Annotated in this window: 24 protein-coding genes; 9 read left to right on the top strand and 15 right to left on the bottom strand. The window is 53.0% G+C overall.

The window, feature by feature from the left end; genetic code table 11:
* Positions 1 to 166 precede the first annotated feature (166 nt).
* From NP77_RS11135 to pdeR, 3 genes are all read left to right on the top strand, one after another.
* Complete coding sequence (locus NP77_RS11135; RefSeq protein ID WP_039660141.1) at positions 167 to 2236, top strand: carbon starvation CstA family protein; 2070 nt, start codon at positions 167 to 169, stop codon at positions 2234 to 2236.
* Complete coding sequence (locus NP77_RS11130; RefSeq protein ID WP_003853839.1) at positions 2229 to 2519, top strand: YbdD/YjiX family protein; 291 nt, start codon at positions 2229 to 2231, stop codon at positions 2517 to 2519. Before NP77_RS11135 ends, NP77_RS11130 begins: the two co-directional genes overlap by 8 nt.
* Before the next feature lie 159 nt (positions 2520 to 2678).
* Positions 2679 to 4664 carry a cyclic di-GMP phosphodiesterase gene (gene pdeR, locus NP77_RS11125; RefSeq protein WP_008925271.1) on the top strand — a complete coding sequence of 662 codons (1986 nt, stop codon included), beginning with the start codon at positions 2679 to 2681 and terminating at the stop codon, positions 4662 to 4664.
* Between the two features lie 12 nt (positions 4665 to 4676).
* Here pdeR and NP77_RS11120 read toward each other — a convergent pair whose 3' ends face one another.
* The 3 genes from NP77_RS11120 to araD all read right to left on the bottom strand — a co-directional run bounded on the left by NP77_RS11120 (position 4677) and on the right by araD (position 7588).
* Positions 4677 to 5543, bottom strand: coding sequence for a crotonase/enoyl-CoA hydratase family protein (locus NP77_RS11120; protein ID WP_003853843.1), 867 nt, complete (start codon positions 5541 to 5543; stop codon positions 4677 to 4679).
* Positions 5544 to 5688: 145 nt separating this feature from the next.
* Positions 5689 to 6672 (bottom strand): 2-keto-3-deoxygluconate transporter, encoded by a 984-nt coding sequence (gene kdgT, locus NP77_RS11115; RefSeq protein ID WP_008925272.1) that lies wholly within the window; start codon positions 6670 to 6672, stop codon positions 5689 to 5691.
* A gap of 217 nt (positions 6673 to 6889) precedes the next feature.
* Positions 6890 to 7588 (bottom strand): L-ribulose-5-phosphate 4-epimerase, encoded by a 699-nt coding sequence (gene araD, locus NP77_RS11110; RefSeq protein WP_039660139.1) that lies wholly within the window; start codon positions 7586 to 7588, stop codon positions 6890 to 6892.
* A gap of 349 nt (positions 7589 to 7937) precedes the next feature.
* On the opposite strand from araD, the gene osmB reads away from it, so the two are divergent.
* Positions 7938 to 8153 (top strand): osmotically-inducible lipoprotein OsmB, encoded by a 216-nt coding sequence (gene osmB / locus NP77_RS11105; protein WP_003853848.1) that lies wholly within the window; start codon positions 7938 to 7940, stop codon positions 8151 to 8153.
* Between the two features lie 80 nt (positions 8154 to 8233).
* Here the strand turns inward: osmB and yciH are convergent, their stop codons facing one another.
* The 5 genes from yciH to pgpB form a co-directional block, all read right to left on the bottom strand.
* Positions 8234 to 8557 carry a stress response translation initiation inhibitor YciH gene (gene yciH, locus NP77_RS11100; RefSeq protein WP_039660138.1) on the bottom strand — a complete coding sequence of 108 codons (324 nt, stop codon included), beginning with the start codon at positions 8555 to 8557 and terminating at the stop codon, positions 8234 to 8236.
* Positions 8557 to 9276 (bottom strand): orotidine-5'-phosphate decarboxylase, encoded by a 720-nt coding sequence (gene pyrF / locus NP77_RS11095; protein ID WP_181405290.1) that lies wholly within the window; start codon positions 9274 to 9276, stop codon positions 8557 to 8559. Before pyrF ends, yciH begins: the two co-directional genes overlap by 1 nt.
* Positions 9277 to 9470: 194 nt before the next feature.
* Positions 9471 to 10640, bottom strand: coding sequence for a lipopolysaccharide assembly protein LapB (gene lapB, locus NP77_RS11090; RefSeq protein ID WP_008925277.1), 1170 nt, complete (start codon positions 10638 to 10640; stop codon positions 9471 to 9473).
* Positions 10641 to 10646: 6 nt separating this feature from the next.
* Positions 10647 to 10955 carry a LapA family protein gene (locus NP77_RS11085; protein ID WP_003853856.1) on the bottom strand — a complete coding sequence of 103 codons (309 nt, stop codon included), beginning with the start codon at positions 10953 to 10955 and terminating at the stop codon, positions 10647 to 10649.
* A gap of 134 nt (positions 10956 to 11089) precedes the next feature.
* Positions 11090 to 11848, bottom strand: a complete 759-nt coding sequence (pgpB, locus tag NP77_RS11080) for a phosphatidylglycerophosphatase B (protein WP_008925278.1) — start codon at positions 11846 to 11848, stop codon at positions 11090 to 11092.
* A gap of 227 nt (positions 11849 to 12075) precedes the next feature.
* Here pgpB and ribA point away from each other — a divergent pair, with 227 nt between their 5' ends.
* On the top strand, positions 12076 to 12669 hold the full coding sequence (gene ribA, locus NP77_RS11075; RefSeq protein ID WP_003853859.1) for a GTP cyclohydrolase II: 594 nt from the start codon (positions 12076 to 12078) through the stop codon (positions 12667 to 12669).
* Positions 12670 to 12701: 32 nt separating this feature from the next.
* Here ribA and acnA read toward each other — a convergent pair whose 3' ends face one another.
* The 4 genes from acnA to topA form a co-directional block, all read right to left on the bottom strand.
* A complete protein-coding gene (gene acnA, locus NP77_RS11070; protein WP_039660135.1) occupies positions 12702 to 15383 on the bottom strand; it encodes an aconitate hydratase AcnA in 2682 nt (893 codons plus the stop codon).
* Positions 15384 to 15980: 597 nt separating this feature from the next.
* Positions 15981 to 16139 (bottom strand): YmiA family putative membrane protein, encoded by a 159-nt coding sequence (locus NP77_RS22955; RefSeq protein WP_003853864.1) that lies wholly within the window; start codon positions 16137 to 16139, stop codon positions 15981 to 15983.
* A 495-nt stretch (positions 16140 to 16634) separates the two neighbouring features.
* On the bottom strand, positions 16635 to 17609 hold the full coding sequence (gene cysB, locus NP77_RS11065; RefSeq protein ID WP_003853865.1) for an HTH-type transcriptional regulator CysB: 975 nt from the start codon (positions 17607 to 17609) through the stop codon (positions 16635 to 16637).
* Between the two features lie 182 nt (positions 17610 to 17791).
* The gene (gene topA, locus NP77_RS11060; protein ID WP_003853868.1) at positions 17792 to 20416 is read right to left on the bottom strand and encodes a type I DNA topoisomerase; all 2625 of its coding nucleotides are present in this window, start codon (positions 20414 to 20416) and stop codon (positions 17792 to 17794) included.
* Between the two features lie 370 nt (positions 20417 to 20786).
* On the opposite strand from topA, the gene NP77_RS11055 reads away from it, so the two are divergent.
* Positions 20787 to 21035, top strand: coding sequence for a YciN family protein (locus NP77_RS11055; protein ID WP_003853871.1), 249 nt, complete (start codon positions 20787 to 20789; stop codon positions 21033 to 21035).
* A gap of 47 nt (positions 21036 to 21082) precedes the next feature.
* On the opposite strand, the gene sohB is transcribed toward NP77_RS11055, so the two are convergent.
* Positions 21083 to 22129, bottom strand: coding sequence for a protease SohB (sohB, locus tag NP77_RS11050; protein WP_008925280.1), 1047 nt, complete (start codon positions 22127 to 22129; stop codon positions 21083 to 21085).
* Positions 22130 to 22302: 173 nt separating this feature from the next.
* Here sohB and NP77_RS11045 point away from each other — a divergent pair, with 173 nt between their 5' ends.
* Positions 22303 to 23064: a YciK family oxidoreductase gene (locus tag NP77_RS11045; RefSeq protein WP_003853876.1), complete on the top strand. Its 762-nt coding sequence runs from the start codon at positions 22303 to 22305 to the stop codon at positions 23062 to 23064.
* On the top strand, positions 23064 to 23654 hold the full coding sequence (gene cobO / locus NP77_RS11040; protein WP_003853878.1) for a cob(I)yrinic acid a,c-diamide adenosyltransferase: 591 nt from the start codon (positions 23064 to 23066) through the stop codon (positions 23652 to 23654). The genes NP77_RS11045 and cobO overlap by 1 nt, the downstream gene beginning before the upstream one ends.
* 54 nt (positions 23655 to 23708) lie before the next feature.
* Here the strand turns inward: cobO and rluB are convergent, their stop codons facing one another.
* Positions 23709 to 24599 (bottom strand): 23S rRNA pseudouridine(2605) synthase RluB, encoded by an 891-nt coding sequence (gene rluB / locus NP77_RS11035; RefSeq protein ID WP_003853880.1) that lies wholly within the window; start codon positions 24597 to 24599, stop codon positions 23709 to 23711.
* Between the two features lie 780 nt (positions 24600 to 25379).
* Here rluB and NP77_RS11030 point away from each other — a divergent pair.
* A complete protein-coding gene (locus NP77_RS11030; protein ID WP_008925283.1) occupies positions 25380 to 26027 on the top strand; it encodes a hypothetical protein in 648 nt (215 codons plus the stop codon).
* A gap of 12 nt (positions 26028 to 26039) precedes the next feature.
* Here NP77_RS11030 and NP77_RS11025 read toward each other — a convergent pair whose 3' ends face one another.
* Positions 26040 to 26660, bottom strand: a complete 621-nt coding sequence (locus NP77_RS11025) for an L-threonylcarbamoyladenylate synthase (protein WP_003853883.1) — start codon at positions 26658 to 26660, stop codon at positions 26040 to 26042.
* Positions 26661 to 26664 lie beyond the last annotated feature (4 nt).

Raw genomic sequence — 26664 nt, 5'->3', positions numbered from 1 at the left:
ACGCTGGTTATCCCGCCCTTTCCCGCCCCGTTCTGATTGCAAAAAAGTTAAATTTGTACCCCGCTTCACACTTCTCCACTGATTAACTTTCACTTACATTCCATTACATTAAGTTTAACTCGTTGTTTTCGATCGCTTTCCTCTCGGTCCTCACAAGGAGTTAGTCATGAAGAACGTCAAAACCAGTGTGATCTGGTTAGTGGTGGCGTTAATCGGCGCGGGCGCTTTCGCCATGCTGGCCCTCAGCCGCGGCGAACACGTCAATGCAGTCTGGCTGGTGATCGCCGCTGTCGCCTGTTACAGCATCGCTTACCGCTTCTACAGCCTGTTTATCGCCCGCAATATTTTTGAACTGGACGACCGCCGGATGACGCCTGCCGAGCGGCTGAGCGACGGGCTTGATTATGTTCCCACCAATAAATGGGTGCTGTTTGGCCACCATTTCGCGGCCATTGCGGGCGCCGGTCCTCTGGTCGGTCCGATTCTGGCCGCGCAGATGGGGTTTCTGCCGGGCACTATCTGGATTCTGGTCGGGGTGATGCTGGCAGGCGCGGTTCAGGATTTCCTGATCCTGTTTATCTCGACCCGCCGTGATGGCCGTTCGCTGGGTGAAATGGCGCGGCAGGAGCTGGGCGCATTCGCCGGTGTCGTGACAATGCTCGGCGCGCTGGGCGTGATGATCATCATCCTGTCGGCGCTGGCGCTGGTCGTCGTGAAGGCACTGGCGAACAGCCCGTGGGGGTTGTTCACTATCGCGGCCACCATTCCGATTGCGCTGTTTATGGGCGTCTACATGCGCTTTATCCGCCCCGGTAAAATCGCCGAAGTGTCATTGATTGGCTTTGTGCTGATGATGGCGGCGATTATTTATGGCGGCGACGTGGCACAACATCCGTTCTGGGGCCCCTTCTTTACCCTGAAAGGCACCTCGCTGACCTGGGTTCTCGTCATCTATGGCTTTATTGCTTCTGTGCTGCCGGTCTGGCTACTGCTGGCACCGCGCGACTACCTCTCCACTTTTCTTAAAATTGGCGTGATTGTCGGCCTGGCGGTGGGCATCGTCTTTGCCATGCCAGAGATGAAAATGCCAGCAGTGACCAAATTTATCGACGGTACCGGTCCGGTATTCTCCGGCGCGATGTTCCCGTTCCTGTTCATTACCATTGCCTGCGGAGCAATCTCAGGCTTCCATGCGCTGGTCTCCAGCGGCACTACACCAAAACTGGTGGAGAGGGAGAGTCATATCCGCTTTATTGGCTATGGCGCGATGCTGATGGAGTCTTTTGTGGCGATCATGGCGCTGATTTGTGCTTCGGTGCTGGATCCCGGCGTCTATTTTGCCATGAACTCCCCTGCCGCGCTGATTGGTACCACCGTTGAGAGCGCCTCTCAGGTCATTAATGGCTGGGGCTTTGTGGTCACGCCAGAAATGCTGAGTGGCATCGCCCGCGATGTCGGTGAAGGTTCCATTCTCTCTCGCGCAGGCGGCGCACCTACCTTCGCAGTGGGAATGGCCCATATTATTACCGAGATCTTCAACAGTCGGGCGATGATGGCATTCTGGTATCACTTCGCCATTCTGTTTGAAGCGCTATTTATCCTGACCGCGGTCGATGCCGGTACCCGCGCCTGCCGCTTTATGGTGCAGGATCTGGTGGGAACAGTGGTGCCTTCTATGGCGAACAACCGTTCCTGGCTGGGTAATATGGCGGGCACGACAGTCGCCGTTGCAGGCTGGGGTTTCTTTGTTTATCAGGGCGTGGTCGACCCGCTGGGCGGCATTAATACCCTGTGGCCACTTTTTGGTATCGGCAATCAGATGCTGGCCTCGATGGCGCTGATTCTCGGTACTGTGGTGCTCTTCAAAATGAAAAAGCAGCGTTACGCCTGGGTGACGATTCTGCCGACCGTCTGGTTGTTTATCACCTCAATGACCGCGGGCTGGCAGAAAATCTTCCATGAGAAACCTTCTATCGGTTTCCTGGCGCAGGCGAATAAATTCCGCAAAGGGCTGGATGAAGGCGTGATCATCGCGCCAGCAAAAAGCGTGGCGGATATGCAGACCATCGTGTTCAGCAATCAGATTAACGCCGCGCTGTGTGCTTTCTTTATGCTGGTGGCGGTCACCATGCTGATCTCGGCATTCTTTGTCATTCGTCGTGCACTGAACAGCTCGGTGCCGACCACCCGCGAGACGCCGGTAGCAATGCGCAACAAGGAGGTGCGCCATGTCTGATGCTATTCATCAGGTCCACCGTCCACACGGTGACTGGCAGATTCTGCACTGTAATGTGATTGCTGCTTCTCCGCCGCAGAGGTTTAGCTGGCGGGGATTCTGGCGCGGCCTGCAACAATGTTTTCGCTTAATGGTCGGGGTGCAGGATTATCAAAAATATCTGCAGCATATGCGACGGCATCATCCCGGACAGGCGCCGATGAGCGAGCGCGATTTTCACCGTTATTGCCTGGATGCCCGCTTCCCCAGCCAGGCCGGTAAACTGGGCAAATGTCCCTGCTGAATGCACTGAATAGCCCCGCACCGTCGGGGCTTTTTTGTGCCATTCTTATCTGGATGGGAAAATATATTTGGTTTGCACCTTGTGCTTGCCTCAGATGATGAATACTGTTGCTAAAATAATGAGATAACGCCTGCAGAGCACTTCCCGGAGGAAGTTTCCATGACCGATGAACAAGGGCAAACGTTGTTGTACACCCTTTTTGGTACAACCAGCCCTCATTGGCGTCTGACCGCGGACAGCGATGCATTGCATTTTGCCGAAGATGAGTCGTCACAAACTAATATCGCCCTGCCGCTGACACCCGGCCAGGCTGCAATGATCCGCGCAATGCCCGTCATTACTTCAAGTATCAATCTGACCATGTCCCTGCAAGGCATTGATGTGCCAATGCATTTTGTCGGACGTAAAGTGAACCAGGCCTCCTGGGCCGGAACCGCTTCTGCCTGGGGAGATACGTCTGCGGTCGCCCGTGACCTGACCCTGGGCCTTTCATTCGCCGAACAAGTGGTTTCTGAAGCTAATTCAGTGATTGTTATCCTCGATCAGCGGGGCAATATTCAGCGTTTTAACCGCCTGAGTGAAGAATATACCGGTCTGAATGAACATGAAGTTATAGGTCGAAATGTCTTTCAGTTGTTTATGACCCGGCAGGAAGCCTCACAGTCGCGGCGCAACATTGCAGGCTTCTTCCGTGACGGTAACTCGTACGAGGTGGAGCGCTGGGTCAAAACCAAAAAGGGCCAGCGACTGTTTCTGTTTCGTAATAAGTTTGTTCACAGCGGCAGCGGCAAAAATGAAATTTTCCTCATCTGTTCTGGTACAGACATTACCGAGGAGCGACGTGCCCAGGAACGCCTCCGGGTGCTGGCAAACACCGATACGGTCACCGGTTTACCTAATCGCAACGCCATTCATCAGCAGATTAGCCTGGCGCTGGAGCGCGCCGGGCATGATGAGACCGGTGTCGTCTATCTCGATCTCGATAATTTCAAAAAAGTGAACGACGCCTACGGTCATATGTTCGGCGATCAATTACTGCAGGCAGTCTCTCTCGCGATTCTTAGCTGTCTGGGTAAGGACCAGACGCTGGGTCGTCTGGGTGGCGATGAGTTTGTGGTGCTGGCTGAACACACCAGCCAGGCTGCGCTGGAGGCGATGTCCTCCCGCATTCTTGAGCGCCTGCGACAGCCTTTCCGTATCGGACTGATTGAAGTTTACAGTGGCTGTTCCATCGGTATCGCTTTCGCACCGCTGCATGGCGAAGATAGAGAGAGCCTGATTCGTAACGCGGACACCGCGATGTATCACGCTAAAGAGAATGGTCGCGGCAAGTTCTGTGTCTTTGCCGCCGAGATGAACCAGCGGGTCTTTGAGTATCTGTGGCTGGACACCAACCTGCGCAAGGCGCTTGAACTCGATCATCTGCTGGTACATTACCAGCCTAAGATTGATAGCGATGGACAGGTTCGCAGCGCCGAGGCATTAGTACGCTGGAACTCACCAGAGCGTGGTATGGTTTCGCCCGCAGATTTTATTCCCTATGCCGAAGAGTCAGGGCTGATTGTGCCGCTGGGACGCTGGGTAATGCTCAACGTGCTTCAGCAGATTATCGTCTGGCGTCAACAGGGTATTTTCCTGCGCATCGCTGTCAATGTGTCTGCCCGTCAGCTGCTCGACCAAAGTATCTACACCGATCTAAAACAGGCACTGCATGAGGCGAATATCACTGATTGTCCGATTGATATTGAGCTCACAGAAAGTTGTCTGATTGAGAATGAAACTGAAGCGCTGAAGCTGATGAAACAGTTTCAGGAGCTGGGCGCACAGGTTCATCTGGATGATTTTGGCACCGGTTACTCTTCGCTTTCTCAGCTCGCACGTGTGCCGATCAATGCGATTAAGCTCGATCAAAGCTTTATCCGCGACATCAATAAACAGCCGGTATCACAATCGCTGGTGCGTGCAATCGTCGCCGTCGCGAAGGCGCTTGATTTGCAGGTGATTGCAGAAGGTATTGAGACGCCGGATGAAGAGAAGTTCGTGCTTAAAAGTGGTGTTGATGGGCGTCAGGGTTACTATTACGCAAAACCAATGCCCGCGGAACAATTTGGGCATTGGCTGGCTAAGCATCCTGCCCGCGTTTAATGCTGGTCCGGATTAACCCGCTTTACGCAGTGATGCGCTGTGGCGGTTTTGTAACTGTACCAGGCGTTCCATGTAAGCAATATCTTTAGGTTCGATAGTAAACGCGTAATCGACCCAATCTTCTGTGATATCCATGAGCTCAGCGCGTGACAATTGCAGCACGCGCTGGCGCGCTTTCAGCATCGCCCGCACGCCATTGAGTTTAGGCCGTAACGTGTCGATAAAGGTTCGGGTGGCACGATAGCTGTCGCCTGGCTGGAAGACCTTATCGACCAGTCCACGCGTCTCATACCACTCAGCGCTGTGAGACTCCCCTTCACAAATAAGCTCTTCGGCCAGTTTCATGCCGGAACGACGCGCCACCAGTGAGTAGCCGCCCATACCTGGGAACAGGTTAAAAGCAATTTCCGGGAAGCCCATCCGCGCATTGTTTTGCGCCAGAATGAAGTGATGCGCCAGCGCCGCTTCGAATCCGCCGCCTAACGCACTGCCCTCAATCATCGCCAGCGTCACCGCGCCTGTATCAAAACCGCGTGCTGCAGAATGGATGCAGTCCACGCAGGCACGCGCATAAGCCCGGAGCGCCTCGCGGCGGTTGTTGCGAATGCACTCAACAAAGAAGCGCAGATCGCCACCGGCGTTGAACATTTGCGGAACCAGTGACCCGGTGACCCAGAAATCGATTGGCAGGCCGGAACGCTGAGCGGCGTAGCTCAGGTTCATGATCTCTTCAATCAGTTCATGGTTGAAACTCGGACGGGGCTGTGCACGCAGCATCATCCACATGGTACGACGCCCTTCTTCGTAATAGGCGACTAACTGCGTGGTATTGCCGACTTCGGTAAATAATCTGCACGTTGCTTGGTTAATAACTGTCATTGTCTCATCCTCTGTTTATATTTTGATGCGTTAAATACGCCACATCAGCGTAATGCAGAGTGAGGCCAGACCAAATGAGAGATTGATTTACAACACAAAATCCAGAGTGATCCCCGACTGGCGCGCCGGGGATTGATTAGGCAGGTTACTTAATAGCGGCACGCTGCCCGACGGCAACATGGAGACGCTTAAGGCGTTTTGAATAGATAGCGGTGATAATGGGCACCAGCACTGAGGTCACAATGACAGATGTAGCAACCAGCGCCGTTGCGGCAGGCGCAACCGGTTTAAACTGCGGCAACATCTCGGCAATCAGTACGGGTGTCGCCACTGCGGCGCCTGCCGTACTGGATGCGGCTATACCGGCCGTGCCATCCCCGCCGCCAATCAGCCGGTCGGCCAGAATAAGCGGGATACCTGTAATGATGATCACGGCGATGCCCAGCATGATGCCCAGCAGCCCGGTTTCCGCAATCACGCCCAGGTTAATGGTGTTACCCAGCGCAAAAGCGAAAAAAGGAATCAGCGTATGTACCGCTTTTCCGAAGAAGTCACGCAACTCCGGATCAAGATTTCCTAATGCAAATCCGACCACAAACGGCAGGACAGCGCCCACAAACACGTGTGGCTCGAATGAGGCGATACCCGCAGTACCCAGAATAACCATGGTCATTAATGGCCCGGACTCCAGTGACATCAGCACAAACGCGCCAGCCTCCTCTTTGGAACCGTATTGCTGCATGATCGAGGCATAAAGGCCGCCATTCGTCATGTCCATTGCAGCCACCAGCGCCAGCGTGGATAAGCCCGCGAACATCCCCACTTCTACCCCATTCTCCGGCATCACGCGTGAGGCGATAGCCGCCACAACCCAGGCAACGGCAATTTTCGTTAACACCAGCGTGCCTGATTTACGCAGTACCGTGCCGGTAGCGCTGAGCTTTATCGATGCTCCCATACAGAAGAACCAGACGGCCAGAATCGGCACCGTCCCCGTCATCAGACCGTTGGTGAAAGAGCCGAAGTATTTCCCGGCGCCGGGAGAGAATGTATGGCAGAGTGCGCCGATAAACAGCGGAATAAGCATCATGCCGCCCGGAATTTTGTCTATTGCCCGTTTGATGTGCATACAGGTTTCACCTTTGCTTTGCCAGTGTTGGAGCAGGAAGTGCCCGAAGGCGATGAAAGCAAAGTAGTGATTTGAGGTTATTAAAACAGTGATCGCCCCGATATAAATGAAACGCTGTTTTATTTTTTCAGGATGGATGTTTTGATAACTATGATGGAGATCGCCATACCAGCGGCAATGGCGACAAAAAAAAAGGGACGCCGTCGCGTCCCGTTCGTTATTTTTGCCCGTACCAGGCATTCTCACCGTGCTTCCGCAGGTAGTGCAGATCGAGCAGCGTCTGATTAATGGGCGGCAGGTTAGCAGTAAGCTGCTGGCTAAAGAGCCCCATATAGGCCACCTCCTCCAGGACAACCGCGCTGTGTACAGCGGCATGGGCGTCTTTACCCCAGGCAAATGGGCCGTGGGAGTTGACCAGTACCCCCGGGATCGCCGAAGGCGATAATCCGCGCTGCGCGAACGTCTCAATAATCACTTCGCCCGTGTTCCACTCGTACTCGTGCTGAATCTCTTCGTTACGCATCGCGCGGGTGCAGGGGATCTCGCCATAGAAATCGTCGGCGTGGGTTGTTCCCCAGGCCGGAATGGGTCGTCCTGCCTGCGCCCAGATGGTCGCATGACGCGAATGCGTATGGACAATGCCACCGACTTCCGGCCAGGCGAGATAGAGCGCACGATGCGTCGCCGTGTCCGATGAAGGGCGTTTATCCCCTTCTACTACATTGCCACTCGCCAGATCGACCACAACCATGTCGTCGCGCTTCATCACTTCATAGCGCACGCCGGAAGGTTTAATCACCAGCAAACCCTGCTCGCGATCAATCGCGCTGACATTCCCCCAGGTAAAGGTCACCAGGTTGTATTTGGGTAGATCCAGATTCGCTTCCAGAACCTGTTGTTTAAGGTGTTCCAGCATCTCTTTTCTCCTGCTGACAATCGTCCCTGAATTTTGCGGAGTCGGACGCGAAAGAGTTATGGAGCAAATGGCTATAAACGCAGAAGGAATGGCTGTGAATGAAAAAATGTGTCGTGATTTCAGAATTTTCCATCTTCGGAATTATTGCAGAACGCTTAGAATCCTCTCAGACAATGCGTGGACCTGTTGGCCTGTCGCATTGTGACTCACCCGCTACAAACGGTTTGTCCATGGTGATCACATTTCTATGCCGTCAGGGATGAGGCAATAATGCGACACAAGCGGGCTGAGGAAATATCGGAGCTATACTAAGAGTGTTGCCTCTGTGAGCACATCAAAGGAGAAGTGTATGACTACAACAATGAAACGAATCACTGCCGTTGTACTGGCTACCACGTTAGCTGTTGCCCTGAGCGGCTGTTCTAACTGGTCTAAGCGTGACCGCAACACCGCCATTGGCGCGGGCGCAGGTGCGATTGGGGGTTCAGTATTGACCAATGGTAGCGCGCTCGGCACAGTCGGTGGCGCCGCAGTTGGTGGTATTATCGGTCATCAGGTCCACTAAGGACCTTATTAAAAGAATAAACGGCTACGCTAAGCATCTACATGACCATCGGGCTACTTCGGTAGCCCGATTTTTTTAATTCAGCCGCCCGCCAGTTTGACTTTCATCCCTTTAGCTTCCAGCAGGCTTTTCAGTAAATCGCGTTTGTCACCCTGAATCTCGATAACACCCTCTTTTACCGATCCACCACAGCCACACTTCTTTTTCAGTTCAGCGGCCAGCAGCGTCAGTGCTGCATCATCCAGATCAATGCCGGTGATCAGACAGACGCCTTTGCCTTTGCGTCCGCTGGTCTGGCGCTGGATGCGTACAATGCCATCCCCTTTTGGCCGCTCTGCTTTAGTCTCAGGCTGGGTAATGCGCCCGCTGTCGGTGGAGTAAACCAGTCGATTATCATCTGCCATTATGGTGTCTCCAGACTGTGCAGGATCGCCTGCAGGGTGGCGGCGGGATCGGCGGATTGGGTGATCGGACGCCCTATCACCATGTAGTCTGCGCCCGCCTGCTTCGCCTGCTGGGGTGTCATGATGCGACGCTGATCGCCTGCATCGCTGCCTGCCGGGCGAATCCCCGGCGTGATCAGCGCAAAATCCTGACCCAGAACCTGTTTGAAGCGAACCGCTTCATGTGCAGAACAGACCACGCCATCCAGCCCGCATGATTGCGTCAGCTTCGCCAGTCGCTCTGCCTGTTCGGCAGGCGAAAGTGTAATGCCCAGCTCTTTAAGATCGTCTGCATCCATGCTGGTCAGTACGGTCACCGCAATTAGCAGAGGCGCATCTTTGCCAAAAGGAAGCAGCGCCTCGCGCGCTGCGTTCATCATCCGCGCGCCACCGCTGGCATGGACGTTGACCATCCAGACGCCGAGATCGGCAGCAGCAGCCACGGCATGGGCAGTGGTGTTAGGAATATCGTGGAATTTCAGATCGAGAAAGAGCTCAAAACCGCGCTGCTGCAGGGTGTTAACCAGCGAGGGTCCGAACAGCGTAAACATCTCTTTGCCCACTTTCAGTCGGCAACTGCGGGGATCAATCTGGTCTACGAAACGCAGCGCGCTGTCGAGGTCATGGTAATCCAGCGCGACCAGAATCGGCGAAGCGGTCACATTGTGGGGTGAAGGCATGGCATTTCCTCTGCAACAGGCGCCCGCAGGCGCATTAGACAAACGGCAAGCATTCTACCTGCGGTATCTGATCATCACAATCGCCTTTGCCCCTCTGCCCGGCGTTTTATGCACGATGGCGGAAGACAGGGAGGTGACAACCCAATAGTATGTTGTAACTACAATAAGGCGTGTTCTGTTCACGGCGGCCAGTTTTACTGGCCGTCGAGCCCACGAATAGGTTTAACGGAAGACCAGGTACGGCAGGATGGGCAGTGCCAGTAAAGTGCATGCGCGGTGAAACCACACTTCTGGCAGCGATAGCGCGGCTTGGTGCGAATCTGTTCGCCCACCATGTCACGCAGCACCATCAGGCTTTCTTTGGCACGGCCATCTTCCGCCTCATGCAGGTTCAAATCCATCAGGCGATGGAACACACGCATTGTTGGATGGCGTTGCAGCTGTCGACTGATGTAGTTTTGCGCCGCTTCAGCACCCTGCTGCTGCTCCAGGATATCCGAGAGATAGAGTTCCGCTGCGGCTCCCGTATTCTCTTCCACACAACGCTGCAGGAAATCAGCCCAGGCTTCGGGCTGATTAAGCCGCTGGAAACAGGTCTCCAGCATCCCCAGCGTTTCACTGACCAGCTCTTTATCCTGATCCAGCACCCGCTGCAGATGGCCCACCGCTTTGGTGAAATCCTCTTTCTCCATGAAAATACGGCCCATCATGATAGAGATGCGCGCGCTGTTGCGATCGGCCGCCTCCCCTTTCTTCAGCAGGCTCATTGCGCGATCCAGGTCGTCGCTGCTCATGGCCTGTAACGCCAGTTCACAGTAGAAGTGGGCAATTTCGCCCTTCTGCTTATCTTTACCGAGCTTAACCAGACGTTCTGCCACCTCAATCGCCTGCTGCCAGTCGCTGGTTGCCTGATGGATCAGCAGCAGCTGCTGCAGCGCGCCCACCCGGAAGTCCGTTTCATCGGTGAGCTGCTTAAACATATCTTCAGCGCGGTCATAAAAGCCCGCCGCCATATAATCACGCCCCAGTTGCTGAACGGCGAGCAGACGCTGCTCGTAGCTCAGGGAAGCGCTTTCCATGAGAGCCTGATGAATACGGATAGCGCGATCAACTTCGCCACGCGATCGGAAGAGATTACCCAGCGTCAGGTGGGCTTCTACCGTGCCGCTGTCCTCTTTGAGCATATCAAGGAACAGATCGACCGCTTTGTCCTGCTGATTTGAGAGCAGAAAGTTTACGCCAGCGACATATTCACGCGACAGTCGGTTGGCTTCCTGTTGCTTGTCCTGATGTGCACTGCGGCGGCCCATATACCAGCCATACGCAGCCGCCACCGGCAGTAACAGAAACAGCAATTCATGCATCGGGGATTATTCCCGGCCAGCCGGCGAAGCTGGCGTGGTCGCCAGAGCAGTACTCTGCTCGATTTGCGTCTGCATACGCTTGATTTTCCGGTTGGCATTTGCCAGTGCGACGCGGGTCCGTAACCAGAACAGCCCACAGATAATCCAGCCAAGCACGAAACCTGCGCCAAACAGCGATGCCAGTAAGGTCGAGATGCTGAACTCACCCTGCGCCAGCAGATAGTTAAAAGTAATGACCTGATCGTTATGCGCACCCAAAGTGACGGAAATAATAAAAATGACCAGTACCACTAAAAAAATCAGCAAATATTTCACAGTGCATCCTGTTGTGAGGTTGTCGGGTAGAATTATGCCAAAACTCCAGCAAAAATGCTGCTCCCAGCAGCATCGGCCAGGTCACTTTTGCGCAGGCCGGACTAATAATATGGGGTCTTAAGGGTGAATTACAATCAGGGCTCCCGCTGCGCCACCTCTTTTTGCTCTTCCGGCGGCAGCGTCAGTGGTCCACAGAATCGCTGTGCCAGCCAGGTAGCAACGGTGACCAGTATCCAGGAAAGTACCGTTGCCATTGCCAGATCGCGCGGCCAGTGCATGCCCAGCAACAGACGGCTCGCCATCACGCCCGTGGCCCACAGGAAGATCACCACCACGGTTTTATAGTGACGACGCGGCCAGAGCAGGCCCAATGCCAGTAGCGCCCAGCTGGCGGCAAACATGGTGTGACCAGAGGGAAAAGCGAAACCGGTTTCAAACGCCCAGTGACGTTTCAGCCAGCCCGGGATCTGCGTCTCATCGGCTATCAGCGAGGTCACCATCTCCCCACGCTGTTTACGTTTAAGTTCGTAAAAGGTCTTTTCGTCCAGACCATGATGCTGTTCCAGCCAGATCACATAGGGACGCGGCTCCTGTATCTGCTCTTTAATAAAGGATTTGGTGTATTGCCCGGCCAGAATCGTCGCGTTCATGATCAACAGAAGCAGAATGGCGGGCTTCAGGCGAAAGCGCAGGCACCAAAGCATCCATGCACTCAGCAGCACGCTGGTGACAATGCCCCACGGATTGGTAACGGTTTCGGTCATCCAGAACAGACCTTTCAGCACCGCATTGCTTTCACCTGGCTGCCAGCGCCAGCCGGTAAGCCAGACGGCAACCGGCATGATCAACAGCAGCAGCATACCGAAGGTGGTTCGACGCGAAATCTTAAACATCCTCTTCCCTTATCCCGGTGTTAAAAGACAACAATTGCATAACTTTAGCTTAAAAAAGAATAACATAACCGTTGCCGATTGGATAATTGTGCTTTATCACTGCAATTGGTATCAGAGATTACCAGCCCGCTTGCGGGTTGTGGCACAATATTGCACGTTTGTCGGGCCACACTGGCCTGTGCACTATCATGATGATAGTGCATCCTCTGAAGGTTCTGGAGAGTCACATGCAGCTTAAACGGGTGGCAGAAGCCAAACTGCCCACGCCATGGGGAGATTTCCTGATGGTTGGTTTTGAAGAACTGGCAACCGGACATGACCACGTTGCACTGGTCTTTGGCGATATTAATGATAACGAGCCGGTACTGGCGCGCGTTCACTCCGAATGCCTGACCGGCGATGCGCTCTTCAGCCTGCGTTGCGACTGCGGCTTTCAGCTTGAAGCCGCCCTTAATGCCATCGCAGAAGAAGGTCGTGGTGTGCTGCTGTATCACCGCCAGGAAGGCCGTAATATCGGTCTGCTGAATAAGATCCGCGCCTATGCGTTGCAGGACAAAGGCTATGACACCGTAGAAGCGAACCATCAGCTAGGCTTTGCCGCTGATGAACGCGACTTCACCCTGTGCGCCGATATGTTCAAACTGCTGGGCGTAAATGAAGTGCGCCTGCTGACCAATAACCCGCGTAAAGTTGAGATCCTCAGCGAAGCCGGGATCAACATCGTTGAGCGTGTGCCGCTGGTCGTGGGACGTAACCCGAAGAATGCGCACTATCTGGATACCAAAGCGGCGAAGATGGGGCATCTGCTGCCGAAATCCTGAATGAAAAAGCCGGGTCGCCCCGGCTTTTTTTGTCAGTCCAGCATATTGCGGATAACGTAGTGCAGGATGCCGTCGTTACGGTAATAGGTCAGCTCATTACCGGTATCAATGCGACAGCGGGTGTCCAGCTCCTCTTTACTGCCGTCAGCACGGGTCAGCGTCACTTTCACGCTGCAGCCTGGCGTCAGTGCCTGAAGATTCTCCACGTCAATACGCTCCTCACCGGTCAGGCCCAGGGTTTTGCGGGTCACGCCCTGCGGGAATTCCAGCGGCAGAATGCCCATGCCGATCAGGTTTGAGCGGTGAATACGCTCAAAAGATTCAGCAATGACAACTCTCACACCCTGCAAACGTGGGCCTTTCGCCGCCCAGTCGCGGCTTGAACCGGATCCATACTCAAGGCCGGCAATCACGGCCAGCGGTATACCTTCCGCCTGATATTTCATCGCCGCGTCATAGATAGCCAACTGCTCGCCACTCGGATAATGACGGGTATAACCGCCCTCCACGCCTGGCACCATCTCATTGCGGATTCGGATGTTGGCGAACGTGCCGCGCATCATCACTTCATGGTTACCGCGACGGGAACCGTAGGAGTTAAAGTCGGTTCGCTCAACGCCGTGCGACAGCAGATAGCGTCCGGCCGGACTCTCAGCTTTAATGCTGCCCGCCGGTGAGATATGGTCCGTGGTAACGGAGTCGCCCAGCATAGCAAGGACCCGCGCACCGCGAATATCCTGCACCGGCTTAGGCTCTTTCTCCATATCATCAAAGAACGGCGACAGACGAATATAGGTCGAGCCTTCATCCCAGTCATACGTCGCCGCTTCACTGACCTTGATCTCCTGCCACTCGGGCGTGCCGTCGAAGACTTCAGCGTACTCTTTATGGAACATGTCGCTGGTAACCTGCTGCACGGCTGTGGCGATCTCTTCCGGCGTTGGCCAGATATCTTTCAGATAGACCGGCTGGCCCTGACGATCGTGGCCCAGTGGCTCAGTCTGCAGGTTGATTTTCATATTACCCGCCAGCGCATAGGCTACCACCAGCGGTGGCGACGCGAGCCAGTTGGTTTTAATCAGCGGATGAATACGACCTTCAAAATTGCGGTTGCCGGACAGCACTGCACCGACCGTCAGATCGCCCGCTTTGATGGCAGACTCAATCTCATCTTTTAGCGGACCAGAGTTACCGATACAGGTGGTGCAGCCATAACCGACCAGATTAAAGCCCAGCTCATCAAGATAAGGGGTGAGTTGCGCGACGGCGAGATAGTCTGAAACCACTTTAGAACCGGGTGCCAGTGAAGCTTTAACCCACGGCTGACGTTTCAGGCCACGCTCGACCGCTTTCTTCGCCAGTAAGCCAGCCGCCATCAGCACGCTGGGATTAGAGGTGTTAGTACAGGAGGTAATCGCACTGATTACAACGGCACCGTCGGTCAGTGTATGCGTCAGGCCGGTGTCACTGTCGGTGTATTCGACATTTTTATGCGGTTTCTGTGCCTGATTCACTTCCAGCTCGTTGCTGGCGTCAAACGCGGCAGGCACATCACCCAGCGAAACCCGATCCTGCGGACGTTTTGGTCCGGCAAGGCTCGATTCCACTTCGTTCATGTCCAGTGACAGGGTGCTGGTAAAGCGCGGCTCATCGCCGGCGTTACGCCACAGGCCCTGCGCTTTGGCATAAGCTTCCACCAGGGCGACCTGGTCGGCATCGCGTCCGGTGAGCGTCATGTAACTGAGCGTGACATCATCGACCGGGAAGAAACCGCAGGTCGCGCCATATTCCGGGGCCATGTTGGCAATAGTGGCGCGATCAGCCAGCGGCAGATCGGCCAGACCATCACCGTAAAACTCGACAAATTTGCCCACGACGCCATGCTTACGAAGCATTTGGGTAACGGTAAGCACCAGGTCAGTCGCGGTGATGCCTGGCTTGAGTTTGCCGGTGAGTTTGAAACCCACTACATCCGGAATCAGCATGGAGACGGGCTGGCCAAGCATGGCAGCTTCTGCCTCGATTCCCCCTACTCCCCATCCCAGCACGCCCAGCGCGTTGATCATGGTGGTGTGGGAGTCAGTGCCGACCAGTGTATCGGGCCAGGCATACTCTTCGCCGTTGAGCGTTTCATGCCAGATCGCCTTACCCAGATACTCCAGGTTCACCTGATGGCAGATACCGGTGCCCGGCGGTACAACCCGGAACTTATCAAATGCTTTCTGTCCCCAGCGCAGGAAGACATAACGCTCATGGTTGCGCTCCATCTCCAGCCGGACGTTCTCTTCGAAAGCGTCATCATCGCCAAAGTGATCCACTGTAACTGAGTGGTCAATGACCAGATCCACTGGCGATAACGGATTCACTTTCGCCACATCGCCACCCAGGCGATTTACCGCTTCGCGCATCGCCGCCAGGTCAACTACGGCAGGTACGCCGGTAAAGTCCTGCATTAATACACGGGCGGGACGATAGGCGATTTCACGATCGGCGTGGGCATCTTTTTGCCAGTCAACCAGCGCCTGAATATCTTCTGCCGTAACAGAATCACCATCCTGCCAGCGCAGTAAATTTTCCAGCAGGACCTTCAGAGATTTGGGCAGACTGTCTATATTGCCGAGATGTTGAGCAGCGCGGGGAAGACTGAAGATGTGATATTTTTTGGTGTCGACCTGCAGTATTTCCTGACTCTGCTCGCGTAGGGTAGACGACATAGCTCCTCCTTTTTCATTCATGGTCTTAAACCTTAGAGAGACAAAGGTTTATGTTAAAGATAGACCAAAATTCGTTAACGATTTGATTACAACACAAATTGCCACAATCGCTCACAAACGAAAATGCCCCGTGAGATCACGAGGCATCATAAAAAAGGTGATTTAATTCAAATTACAGCGTTATCCACACCGCCGCAGACCAGAACGCAAAGGAGAAGGCATACGCGCTGAGCCAGGACATTTTAATCATATTCATTTGGTTCACTCCTTCGCCGGAATCTGGCGTAAAAGTTTTTGCGGTCACCTCATCAAGGCGACACCCTTTGGTCGTACGCAATGTGGTAAAGGGCAATTAACAAGCCCGCCGGAAACTCCGGTAATAAAAACTGCGACTAATAAATGGTCTGAAAACGTTATTTACTCTTAGGGTCCAGGAATGACTCAATAAAAAGTCTCTGGTTATCACTCAAATCCCACGATTCGGGGATAGACACTTTCTCGTCCTTTGCAAGTGGTTCTTTTCCTTTGCAGGCAACCGGCTTGTGCTGACGTGAAGTCAGGGAACGTTTATGGCTGAGTGTGTTTGCCCACATGGCTTTAGCCCCAGATACGCCAAATCATTAACGCTACTACCACCCAGAACAGCGCAGAGGCAGCGAATACGGTTAACCAGGCGTTGCGACGGGTGTTGCCGGTACGCTCAACCTTGGTGCTTTTTGCCGGGAAACCCGGTTGTACAGTCAGTCGTGTATTCATAGTTTTTGATAATCACTCTCAACAAAATGATTGATAACATCGATTAAGATTTAGGAGGAATCCTAAACGCGTTAAGGCCAAAAATCCAGTTATTTTTATTGAGTAAAACGATTAACGGTATTAATCAATAGGAGCCAGTAACGTAAGAAACCATTAACTTCGGAACAAATATTTAATTAAACAGAGAGCTAATAAATTTGAGTTAATTTAAAAACAGGTCCATTTAAAACTAAAGAGATCGCTAAAGACCCTTATGTTTACTGGCTTCCTGCATTAACTCTTAACTGGAGTATGGGAATAATCCTGGCAAGTCGCAAAGTGACATAGTTAAAAATGTGTGGTAATTCGCATTTAAGAAAGCCCGATGGGAAAACATGTGATCAATGTTTCATTTACAAAAAAATCATAAAAATTTTGATTCTCATTTGGCGCTAAAGCCTGGAAACAAAAAAGGCTGCACCTGGCAGCCTTAAGTTTAAGTGAAGCGCGTAAACTCTATTTAAACGGCAGTTTGATATCTTTAAACATCGCCTCAATATCCTCGTTTGAGCGTAAGGCTACCGCTGTGTCCACCACGTCGCGCGTCAAATGTGGCGCAAAACGTTGTATAAAATCATACATATAACTACGCAGGAAGGTACTTCGGCGGAAGCCAATTTTTGTGGTGCTGTTGGTAAAGATGTCAGCGGCTTCAATACGAATAAGGTCAGGATCGGCCACCGGGTCTACCGCCATGCTGGCAATAACCCCTACGCCCAGGCCCAGGCGAACATAAGTTTTGATGACGTCTGCGTCAGTGGCGGTGAAAACAATGCGTGGCGTTAATCCTGCGCGATTAAAGGCCGTATCCAGTTCAGAACGCCCGGTAAAGCCGAAGGTGTAAGTGACCAGAGGATACTCAGCCAGCTCCTCAATGGTCACCTGGCCTTTCCCCGCCAGCGGATGGTCAGCGGTGACGACAATCGCCCGGTTCCAGTGGTAGCAAGGCAGCATGATTAAGTCGTCATAGAGATGCAGTGCCTCGGTGGCAATCGCAAAATCCGCATTGCCCTTGGAGACCGCTTCGGCAATCTGAGTCGGGGAACCCTGATGCATGTGGAGTGAGACACGCGGATAACGCTCAATAAAGCCTTTGATCACGCCAGGCAGCGCATAGCGAGCCTGAGTGTGCGTGGTCGCCACATAGAGCGAGCCTTTATCCGGCCAGGTATGCTCACCCGCCACCGATTTGATCGCATCCACTTTTGAGAGCACTTCACGCGCTATACGAATGATCTCTTCACCTGCCGGCGTGACCTGGGTGAGATGTTTCCCGCTGCGGGCAAAGATTTGCACGCCCAGTTCATCTTCCAGCATGCGAACCTGTTTGCTGATGCCAGGCTGAGAGGTGTAGAGGCCTTCCGCTGTCGAAGAGACATTGAGATTATGGTTTACCACTTCGACGATATAGCGCAACTGCTGTAATTTCATATCTGTTCCGTCCGGTAAGTTACAGAGTCGCATCCCCGGTTGACGTATAGTCGCTAGGGTAGAAAATGCTATGCATCAGGAAAGGTCGGAAATGCTATAACAACTATATCAGTTTACGTTAAAGAGTAGAACGGATTGATATAAGGCTCAGAAAAAGGCCAGCGAGCGCTGGCCTGAGTGGATTACTTCTTCGCGACCTGCCATTTACCGTCTATATAGAAGGCGGACCAGCCTGTTGCTTTGCCCTCTTTTTCAGAGGAAACATACTGCTGTTTGGTTTTACGGCTAAAGCGCACCATCGCTTTGTTACCTTCCGGATCGGCTGCTGGCGCGTCGGCCAGATATTTCAGCTTTTCAGGCAGACGATCTTTAAAGCGCTGAAGCTCTTCCACCAGCGGCGCACGCGTTTCGCGTGATTTCGGGAAGGTGTTGGCTGCAAGGAAAACGCCCGCTGCGCCGTCTCGCAACACGAAGTAAGCATCGGACTTCTCACACGCCAGCTCTGGCAGTGGAACCGGATCTTCTTTCGGTGGAGCAACCTCACCACTACGCAAAATCTTACGGGTGTTTTTGCACTCTTCATTGGTACACGCCATGTACTTCCCAAAGCGTCCCATCTTCAGGTGCATCTCAGAACCACACTTCTCACACTCCACTATCGGGCCGTCATAGCCTTTGATGCGGAACTCACCCTTCTCGATTTCGTAACCATCACACTCCGGGTTATTACCACAGACATGCAGTTTACGTTCGTTATCGATCAGATAGCTGTCCATGGCTGTGCCACACTTCTGGCAGCGGCGACGGGCACGCAGTGCGTTGGTTTCAGCATCATCCCCTTCCAGAATATTGAGAACTTCATTTTCCGGAATCAGGTTGATGGTCTGTTTGCAGCGTTCTTTAGGCGGCAGCGCGTAGCCAGAACAGCCCAGGAAGACGCCGGTACTGGCGGTGCGAATTCCCATCTGACGGCTACAGGTCGGACACTCGATTGAGGTCAGCACCATCTGGTTTGGCTGCATGCCACCCTCTTCAGGATCTTTCTCAGCCAGTTCAAGCTGCTGAGTAAAGTCGCTGAAGAAGTGGTCGAGCACCGCTTTCCATTGCGCCTCGTTATTGGCAACCTGGTCAAGGTTGCTCTCCATGCGGGCGGTGAAATCGTAATTCATCAGTTCGCGGAAGTTCTCTTCCAGACGATCGGTAACGATTTCACCCATTTTTTCCGCATAGAAACGGCGATTTTCCACCCTCACATAGCCACGATCCTGAATGGTCGAGGTAATGGCTGCGTAGGTTGATGGACGGCCAATTCCGCGTTTCTCAAGCTCGCGCACCAGGGATGCTTCGCTGAAGCGCGCCGGTGGCTTGGTGAAGTGTTGACCCGGCTGCAGTGCTTTAAGGTCCAGAACATCCCCCACACTGACCGCAGGCAACGTACGATCTTCATCATTCTTGCGCAGCGCTGGCATCACTTTGGTCCAGCCGTCGAAACGCAGAATACGCCCTTTTGCTTTGAGTCTGAACTCACCCGCGGCGGCGGTGATGGTGCTGGAATCATATTTTGCCGGTGTCATCTGACAGGCAACAAACTGACGCCAGATAAGCTGATAGAGTTTCTGTGCATCCGCTTCCATATCTTTCAGCTGTTCCGCCACCACGTCCACATCAGAAGGACGAATCGCTTCATGCGCTTCCTGGGAGTTTTCTTTGCTGGCGTAAGTCACAGGATTGTCAGGCAGATATTTTTTACCGAAATTGCTTTCGATATAACCCCGTGCCATGGCGACCGCATCCTGACTCAGGTTGGTTGAATCGGTACGCATGTAAGTAATGTGACCCGCTTCGTACAGGCGCTGGGCCATCATCATGGTTTTCTTAACACCAAAGCCAAGACGGGTACTGGCAGCCTGCTGCAGCGTTGAGGTGATATAGGGCGCGCCCGGCTTACTGCTGGTCGGCTTATCTTCACGATCGACGATCTCATAACGCGCTTTTTCGAGCAGCGCGACGGCGGCGTAGGTTTCATCGCGATTGACCGGACGGAAGGCTTTATCGCCTTTGTGCGTCACATCCATCGACAGCTCATCACCTTTCGGCGTGCTTAGCGCGGCATTAACTTCCCAGTACTCTTCAGGCACAAAGGCTTTAATTTCTCGCTCACGCTCCACGACCAGACGCACGGCAACGGATTGAACACGTCCGGCAGAAAGACCACGGGCGATCTTTTTCCACAGCAGTGGTGAGACCATATAACCCACCACGCGGTCCATGAAACGACGCGCCTGTTGAGCATTAACCCTGTCAATATTCAGTTCGCCCGGCTTTTCAAACGCCTGACGAATCGCATTCTTCGTAATTTCGTTAAATACCACGCGGCTAAAGCGTGAGTCATCACCCCCGATCACTTCCCGCAGGTGCCAGGCAATAGCTTCCCCTTCGCGGTCAAGGTCGGTTGCGAGATAGATGTGGTCAGCATTGGCGGCTAATGCCTTCAGTTCCGCAACCACTTTCTCTTTGCCGGGCAGAATCTGATAATCCGCTTCCCAGCCGTGATAGGGGTCAACACCCATGCGGCTGACGAGTGCGGCTTTCTCATCTTTTTTTACTTTTTTGACTTTCTTGTCAGTCGCAGCGTCTTTGGCTTTCTTTTCAGTCGAGGCGTCAGCACTCTTCTTTGCGGTTGAACCACTGGTCGGCAGATCCCGGATATGACCGACGCTGGATTTAACCACGTAGTCATTGCCCAGATATTTATTGATTGTTTTAGCCTTTGCCGGGGACTCAACAATAACGAGCGCTTTACCCATATTTACCTTTACCTAATGAAAACATCCTGCTTAACGGGAGAGGATTGGATGCCCAAAAACCCATCGGGTTCAATATTGCTGCGCCTGTTTAACATTTCAAGGCGGAGGGGTCAATCTCAGAACAGATGATGCGGTGTAATGCAACTGCATGATAAGGCATACTTTTTCCATCTGAACTCTTCACACATCCCGGTGCAAAATCCCTGAAATCGGAATCGCCCACACTCTACCTGATAAAATCTGTTACGCAACCTAATTAGCACTCAGCCTGAACTTACGCCAGATTTCATCGTTCAGACCGATTTGTCATACCGTCTGGCACGCCAGTAATATAGAAAGGATTTGGGTGCTGTCAAAAAGGAACGAATAAATGGAGAGAACGACACAGGCTATTTCCCGCCAGGCGTTGCTGGAAAAGGCCAATACGCTGATCAAAGAGCATGACGATTATTTAGCAGGCATGCAGGCGGACGAGGTGACTCAGCAGGCCGATGTACTGGTCTTTCGCGGACCGTTTTTTCTTGACGCGGACGGACTGCCGACCGCGAAAACCACCGCCGTGTTTAACGTCTTTAAACACCTTGCAGTGGTGCTGTCGCCGCGCTATCACCTGGAATAAAACACCCGCACCTGAAATAAAAAACCCGGCACAGGCCGGGTTTCGCATCAGAGCAATGGCTTTTCACCACGCTGCCAGAGTTTCAGCAACAGCCGCTCGGCCACCGAACCGGCACTCTGGGTAAAGCGGTCCATCATTTTACGGCGACGGGCATAATGCACGCCAAGAACGTTGAACTGATCCATCTGACGAATGATCAAATCATCGCTGGTGCCAATTTCGTCAATCAGCCCCAGATTCAGCGCCTGACGGCCATACCAGTGTTCACCGGTTGCAACCTTATTGATATCGAGTGACGGGCGCATCTGGTGAACGAACTGTTTAAATAACAGGTGTGTTTCGTCAAGATCTTCCTGGAACTTCTCACGCCCTTCTTCGGTGTTTTCACCGAAGAGCGTCAGCGTACGCTTATATTGTCCGGCGGTATGCAGCTCAACATCGATATCGTTACGTTTCAGCAGGCGGTTGAAGTTAGGAATTTGCGCAACCACACCAATTGAGCCAATGATTGAGAACGGTGCTGCCACGATGCGGTCAGCTACGCAGGCCATCATGTATCCGCCGGAGGCCGCCACTTTATCCACGGCTGCCGTAATACGCAGTCCCTGATCGCGCAGACGCTGCAGCTGCGAAGCCGCCAGGCCATAGCCATGTACCACGCCGCCCGGACTTTCAAGACGCAACAGCACTTCATCGCCGGGCTGTTTTACGGCCAGTACTGCTGATATCTCTTCACGCAGTGAGGTCACCTCACCGGCATCCATGCTGCCTTTAAAATCGAGCACATAAAGGGTGGGTTTGACGCTGTCAGTCTGCCCCTGCTTCGCCGCCTGTTTTTCCGCTTTCGCTTTCAGCTTTTCGCTTTTTTTATGGTTTTTCAGCCAGACTTTTTGCGCCTGGGGTTTCATTTTTGCCAGCTGCAAATCCTCTTTCATCTGCTGATAGTCATCACCCAGATGCGTCAGGCGAAGCTGACCATTTTGTGCCCGCTTGCGCAGCGCAGCATTCATAATAATCATGACGATCGCGGCGACGGCAACCACCAGTGTCACCGCTTTCGCTAAAAACAGTCCATACGTTGAAATAAAATCCATCAGGTCGCCTTAGTTACAGAGAATCAAAAACAGTTCGCCAGTTTAGCCGTTTTGCCCTGCTCCGTCGCCTGAAATGCCAGCAGCCGGCACAGAATGCGCAGGTTGGCGATTGCGCCCATTCGTAAATTCAGGCATAAAGCGGAATCATGCTGTTTTCGCTGGAGGATCCCGCTGTGCACTATCAACCGAAAAGCGACCTGCTCAATCACCGTATTATCCTGGTCACGGGTGCTTCCGATGGTATTGGCCGGGAGGCGGCGCTGACTTACGCCCGTTATGGCGCTGAAGTGATCCTGATGGGCCGTAACGCTGATAAGCTTCAGCAGGTCGCACAGGCTATCAATCAACTTAATCAATGCCCTGCTCACACTGTGGTGTTCGATCTGGCCGATGCGACGCCGGAACGTTGCCATCAGATTGGAGAGCAACTGGCTCAGCAGTTTCCGCGTCTTGACGGCGTGCTGCACAACGCCGGTATCCTGGGTGAGATTGTGCCGCTGGCGGAACTGGACCCACAGATCTGGCAGGAGGTGATGAATATCAATCTGGATGCGACCTTCTTCCTGACCCAGGCACTGTTACCGCTGCTGTTAAAATCGGATGCCGGTTCACTGGTCTTTACCACCTCCAGCGTTGGCCGTACGGGTCGCGCGGGCTGGGGCGCTTATGCCGTCTCTAAATTTGCTACCGAAGGGATGATGCAGGTACTGGCTGATGAATATAAGACGCACTCGCTGCGGGTAAACTGTATCAACCCGGGCGGCACGCGCACCAAAATGCGCGCCAGTGCTTTCCCGCAGGAAGATGCTAATAAGCTGAAAACCCCTGCCGATCTGATGCCGCTCTACCTTTATCTGATGGGTGATGACAGCCGACGCAAAACCGGTATCAGCTTTGATGCACAGCCGGGCAGAAAACCGGGAGCCGCGGAATAATGGCTGACGATCGTCATCAACAACGTCAGCAACGTTTAAAAGAGCAGGTCGATGCGCGCATTGCAGCGGCCACCGAGGTTCGTGGCATCCTGATGGTGTTCACCGGCAATGGCAAAGGCAAAACCACGGCAGCCTTTGGCACAGCACTTCGCGCCACCGGACATGGCAAGCGAGCAGCAGCGATCCAGTTTATTAAAGGTGACTGGCCGAATGGCGAGCGAAACCTGCTGGAACAGCACGGTGTGGAGTTTCAGGTGATGGCAACCGGGTTTACGTGGGACACGCAGAACCGCGAAACGGATACCGCCGCCTGTCTGGCTGTGTGGCAGCATGCAAAGCGGATGCTGGCCGATGAGCAGATCGATCTGGTGGTGCTCGATGAAATCACCTATATGGTCAGCATGGATTATCTGCCGCTGGACGATCTGATCACCACCCTGCAACAGCGCCCGGCACATCAGAGCGTGATTATTACCGGACGAGGCTGTCATCGCAGCCTGACGGAGATGGCAGATACGGTAACGGAGATGCGGCCAGTGAAACACGCATTTGATGCCGGTATACAGGCTCAGCAGGGAATTGACTGGTAACAGAAAAAGAAAACGCAGCCACGGGGCTGCGTTTTTAGCATTCAGGCAACGCTATTAACCGGAGTTACGTTTGCTGCCCGGATTGCGGCGTGGCGCACGAGGTGTGCTGCTCACTTTAGTGTGCCGTTTCACGGCACGACGAATCTGGTTCGCCTTGGTACGACGACGATCTTTTTCGACCACCAGCTTAGTGACGGTTTCATCATCCAGCTCAACCAGGTTACGCAGGTAGTTTACCGCTGGCAGATCCAGTTCAGTCCAGCCACCACGTGGCAGGCCTTTTGGTAAGGTGATATCGCCGTAGCGGACACGCATCAGACGACTGACCTGCACGCCGACCGCTTCCCACAAACGACGTACTTCACGATTACGTCCTTCGGTGAGGGTGACGTTATACCACTGGTTGATCCCTTCCCCGCCGCCAAACTTAAGCGTTTTAAACGCAGCCGGGCCATCTTCCAGCTGAACACCTTTACTCAACTGACGAATTTTATCATCGTCGACCTGGCCAAAGACGCGCACTGCATATTCACGTTCCACTTCACGGCTCGGATGCATCAGGCGGTTCGCCAGTTCACCGTCGGTGGTGAAGAGCATCAGACCACAGGTGTTCACATCCAGACGGCCAACGGCAATCCAGCGTGAACCACGCAGACGAGGCAGGCGGTCAAACACCGTTGGGCGGCCTTCAGGATCGCTGCGGGTACAGAGTTCGCCTTCCGGTTTGTAGTAAGCCAGCACACGGCATACTTCGGTTGCGGATTCAGCAATCGATACCAGATGGCCATCAATACGGATTTTCAGGGATTTGCTGCTTTCGACGCGGTCGCCCAGTGTGGCGATCTTGCCGTCAACGCTGACACGGCCAGCAGCTATCATTGATTCGATTTCACGACGCGAGCCATGACCGGCACGCGCTAAGACTTTCTGTAACTTTTCGCTCATTGAGCTTCCTCTTTGTCGCCTTCCCAGGCGTCATGATTGGGTGATAATCCTTTCTAAATCAACAGGTTAACTTAGCAGGTTGGCCCCATTATACAGGCATTTAACGCTGATGTAACGTGCTTTATGAGCAGAGCAATGGCTTAATAATAGTTTGGTTTCTGATTGTTTTATATCTGATAATCTTTAATTTACATTTAAATAACATCACCCTTTATCATAAGAAAATATGTTTAATAAAACGCAGACATCAAAAACTTTATAGCTGAGCGTAATTAAATTTCTTAAGCATTCATTTCCAGGCAAAACCATGTTCTGATGATAAAAACCTTAACACTACCTTAAGCTTCTTTTGCTGGGCTCGTGCTTTTGATGCTCTGCAAAAAGCGCCAGTGCTAGTGTAAAAAACTGCCTGTTTGATTTTATCCATAACAAGCGATCGGTCGATATAAAAAAGGCAGTTGATTCCTAAGGGAGATTTATTTAAAACCTTATTTTCCGTGATATTTGTTTTTTATTAACTTTAATAAATTGTACGATACTATTAAGATGGTACACTTAATCTCAGCAGTACAATAAAAAAACATAAAAACGCGATAAAGCGTTTTTGCAACATCAGCGTGTGGTTATGCCATACGTTAATAAAAATAGCGTTTTTTAATTAATCCAATAAACCGGCGCATACGGAGTTGTTGCGTTAATACGGTTCAGTGATGAACCTTGCTTGCATGTCACAAATCTTCACCAGGGATTTTCCGACATGCCTGAATAAAGAAAACCATTATGAGAAACCTGTTTCTGTGCCCGGTGCTTGCTGCACTGGTCCTGAGCGGTTGCTCTGTGGGCCATACTGAGTACAGTCGCACGGCGATGCAGCACGTAGATATGAGCGTGACGGGCATTCCGACGATCCTCGGTCTCGGCACACTGGGCACCAGCATACCTCTGACGCCTGAATATAGCCTCACCGCTGCGCACGTTGCTAAAACTGCCGTACAGCGCGTGAAGTCATATCACCCTTATTGCGACCTTGCGATTATTTATCACAAGAATGATGCTAACACGCTGGCTAAATTCCGCAGCGGTGACATCGGCGATCCCGTTAAAATGTATGGCTACAGCTTTATTTCCGCGATGCCCGTTGAATCGACAGGGGTTAATTTAGCCCGCACGGCTATCAGGAATAACTGGAATAAAAGCCCCTGTATCGCCATGGCGTCTAACGCAGGCGTGGTTCAGGGAATGTCGGGCGGCGGCGTTTACAACCGTGATGATACGCTAAGCGGCGTTATTGTTGGCTATTCTGATTCGATTAAGAATGGTCGTAATAACAAAGTGATCCTGAAAGATGTGTCACTTTATATTCCTTACGGCCAGTTTAAGAGCTGGCTAGAGTCGAATCTGGCTCAGACACCGACCCGCGGTGTCTGAAGCCCGACTTAATTACAGGAACGGGCGGGTATCGCCCACCCCTTCACGCACAATTTCCGGTGCATCGGTGGTCAGATCGACCACCGTGGTCGGCTGCTGTCCCAGCGTGCCGCCGTCAATGATCAGATCGACCAGCTTACCAATGCTGTGCTGAATCTCTTCCGGATCGGACTCGGTGAAATCGTTGCCCGGCAGGATTAATGAGGTCGACATCATCGGCTGATTCAGGGCTTCCAGCAGCGCCAGTGCGACTGGATTGGAAGGCACGCGCAGACCAATGGTCTTACGCTTCTCATTCATCAGGCGACGCGGCACTTCTTTGGTCGCCTTAAGAATAAAGGTGTAGTTACCCGGCGTGTTGTTTTTCAGCAGACGAAAGGCGGAGTTGCCCACCTGCGAATAAACCGACAGTTCTGAGAGGTCCCGGCACATCAGGGTGAAGTTGTGGTGCCCATCGAGCTGACGGATACGGCAAATGCGCTCCATCGCGCCCTTCTCTTCCAGCCGACAGCCCAGCGCATAGCCGGAATCGGTCGGATAGACGATGACGCTGCCTTTGTTCAGGTAGTCGACCGCCTGATTAATCAGGCGCGGCTGTGGGTTATCCGGATGAATGTGAAACAATTGACTCATAAAA

This window comes from Pantoea sp. MBLJ3 (assembly GCF_000816655.1).
Taxonomy (GTDB): Bacteria; Pseudomonadota; Gammaproteobacteria; order Enterobacterales; family Enterobacteriaceae; genus Pantoea; species Pantoea eucalypti.
This window is presented reverse-complemented; position numbering and strand designations above follow the sequence as displayed.

Bases quoted from the DNA above. Each gene is read 5' to 3' on its own strand.
- pyrF (WP_181405290.1), bottom strand. From the start codon at position 9,276: ATGCCTTCACCCCACAATGTGACCGCTTCGCCGATTCTGGTCGCGCTG.
- NP77_RS11030 (WP_008925283.1), top strand. From the start codon at position 25,380: ATGAGAAACCTGTTTCTGTGCCCGGTGCTTGCTGCACTGGTCCTGAGC.
- lapB (WP_008925277.1), bottom strand. From the start codon at position 10,640: ATGCATGAATTGCTGTTTCTGTTACTGCCGGTGGCGGCTGCGTATGGC.
- rluB (WP_003853880.1), bottom strand. From the start codon at position 24,599: ATGAGCGAAAAGTTACAGAAAGTCTTAGCGCGTGCCGGTCATGGCTCG.
- NP77_RS11025 (WP_003853883.1), bottom strand. From the start codon at position 26,660: ATGAGTCAATTGTTTCACATTCATCCGGATAACCCACAGCCGCGCCTG.
- yciH (WP_039660138.1), bottom strand. From the start codon at position 8,557: ATGGCAGATGATAATCGACTGGTTTACTCCACCGACAGCGGGCGCATT.
- osmB (WP_003853848.1), top strand. From the start codon at position 7,938: ATGACTACAACAATGAAACGAATCACTGCCGTTGTACTGGCTACCACG.
- cysB (WP_003853865.1), bottom strand. From the start codon at position 17,609: ATGAAATTACAGCAGTTGCGCTATATCGTCGAAGTGGTAAACCATAAT.
- sohB (WP_008925280.1), bottom strand. From the start codon at position 22,129: ATGGATTTTATTTCAACGTATGGACTGTTTTTAGCGAAAGCGGTGACA.
- ribA (WP_003853859.1), top strand. From the start codon at position 12,076: ATGCAGCTTAAACGGGTGGCAGAAGCCAAACTGCCCACGCCATGGGGA.
- NP77_RS22955 (WP_003853864.1), bottom strand. From the start codon at position 16,139: ATGAATACACGACTGACTGTACAACCGGGTTTCCCGGCAAAAAGCACC.
- cobO (WP_003853878.1), top strand. From the start codon at position 23,064: ATGGCTGACGATCGTCATCAACAACGTCAGCAACGTTTAAAAGAGCAG.
- acnA (WP_039660135.1), bottom strand. From the start codon at position 15,383: ATGTCGTCTACCCTACGCGAGCAGAGTCAGGAAATACTGCAGGTCGAC.
- topA (WP_003853868.1), bottom strand. From the start codon at position 20,416: ATGGGTAAAGCGCTCGTTATTGTTGAGTCCCCGGCAAAGGCTAAAACA.
- kdgT (WP_008925272.1), bottom strand. From the start codon at position 6,672: ATGCACATCAAACGGGCAATAGACAAAATTCCGGGCGGCATGATGCTT.
- NP77_RS11120 (WP_003853843.1), bottom strand. From the start codon at position 5,543: ATGACAGTTATTAACCAAGCAACGTGCAGATTATTTACCGAAGTCGGC.
- pdeR (WP_008925271.1), top strand. From the start codon at position 2,679: ATGACCGATGAACAAGGGCAAACGTTGTTGTACACCCTTTTTGGTACA.
- pgpB (WP_008925278.1), bottom strand. From the start codon at position 11,848: ATGTTTAAGATTTCGCGTCGAACCACCTTCGGTATGCTGCTGCTGTTG.
- NP77_RS11055 (WP_003853871.1), top strand. From the start codon at position 20,787: ATGGAGAGAACGACACAGGCTATTTCCCGCCAGGCGTTGCTGGAAAAG.
- NP77_RS11135 (WP_039660141.1), top strand. From the start codon at position 167: ATGAAGAACGTCAAAACCAGTGTGATCTGGTTAGTGGTGGCGTTAATC.
- NP77_RS11130 (WP_003853839.1), top strand. From the start codon at position 2,229: ATGTCTGATGCTATTCATCAGGTCCACCGTCCACACGGTGACTGGCAG.
- araD (WP_039660139.1), bottom strand. From the start codon at position 7,588: ATGCTGGAACACCTTAAACAACAGGTTCTGGAAGCGAATCTGGATCTA.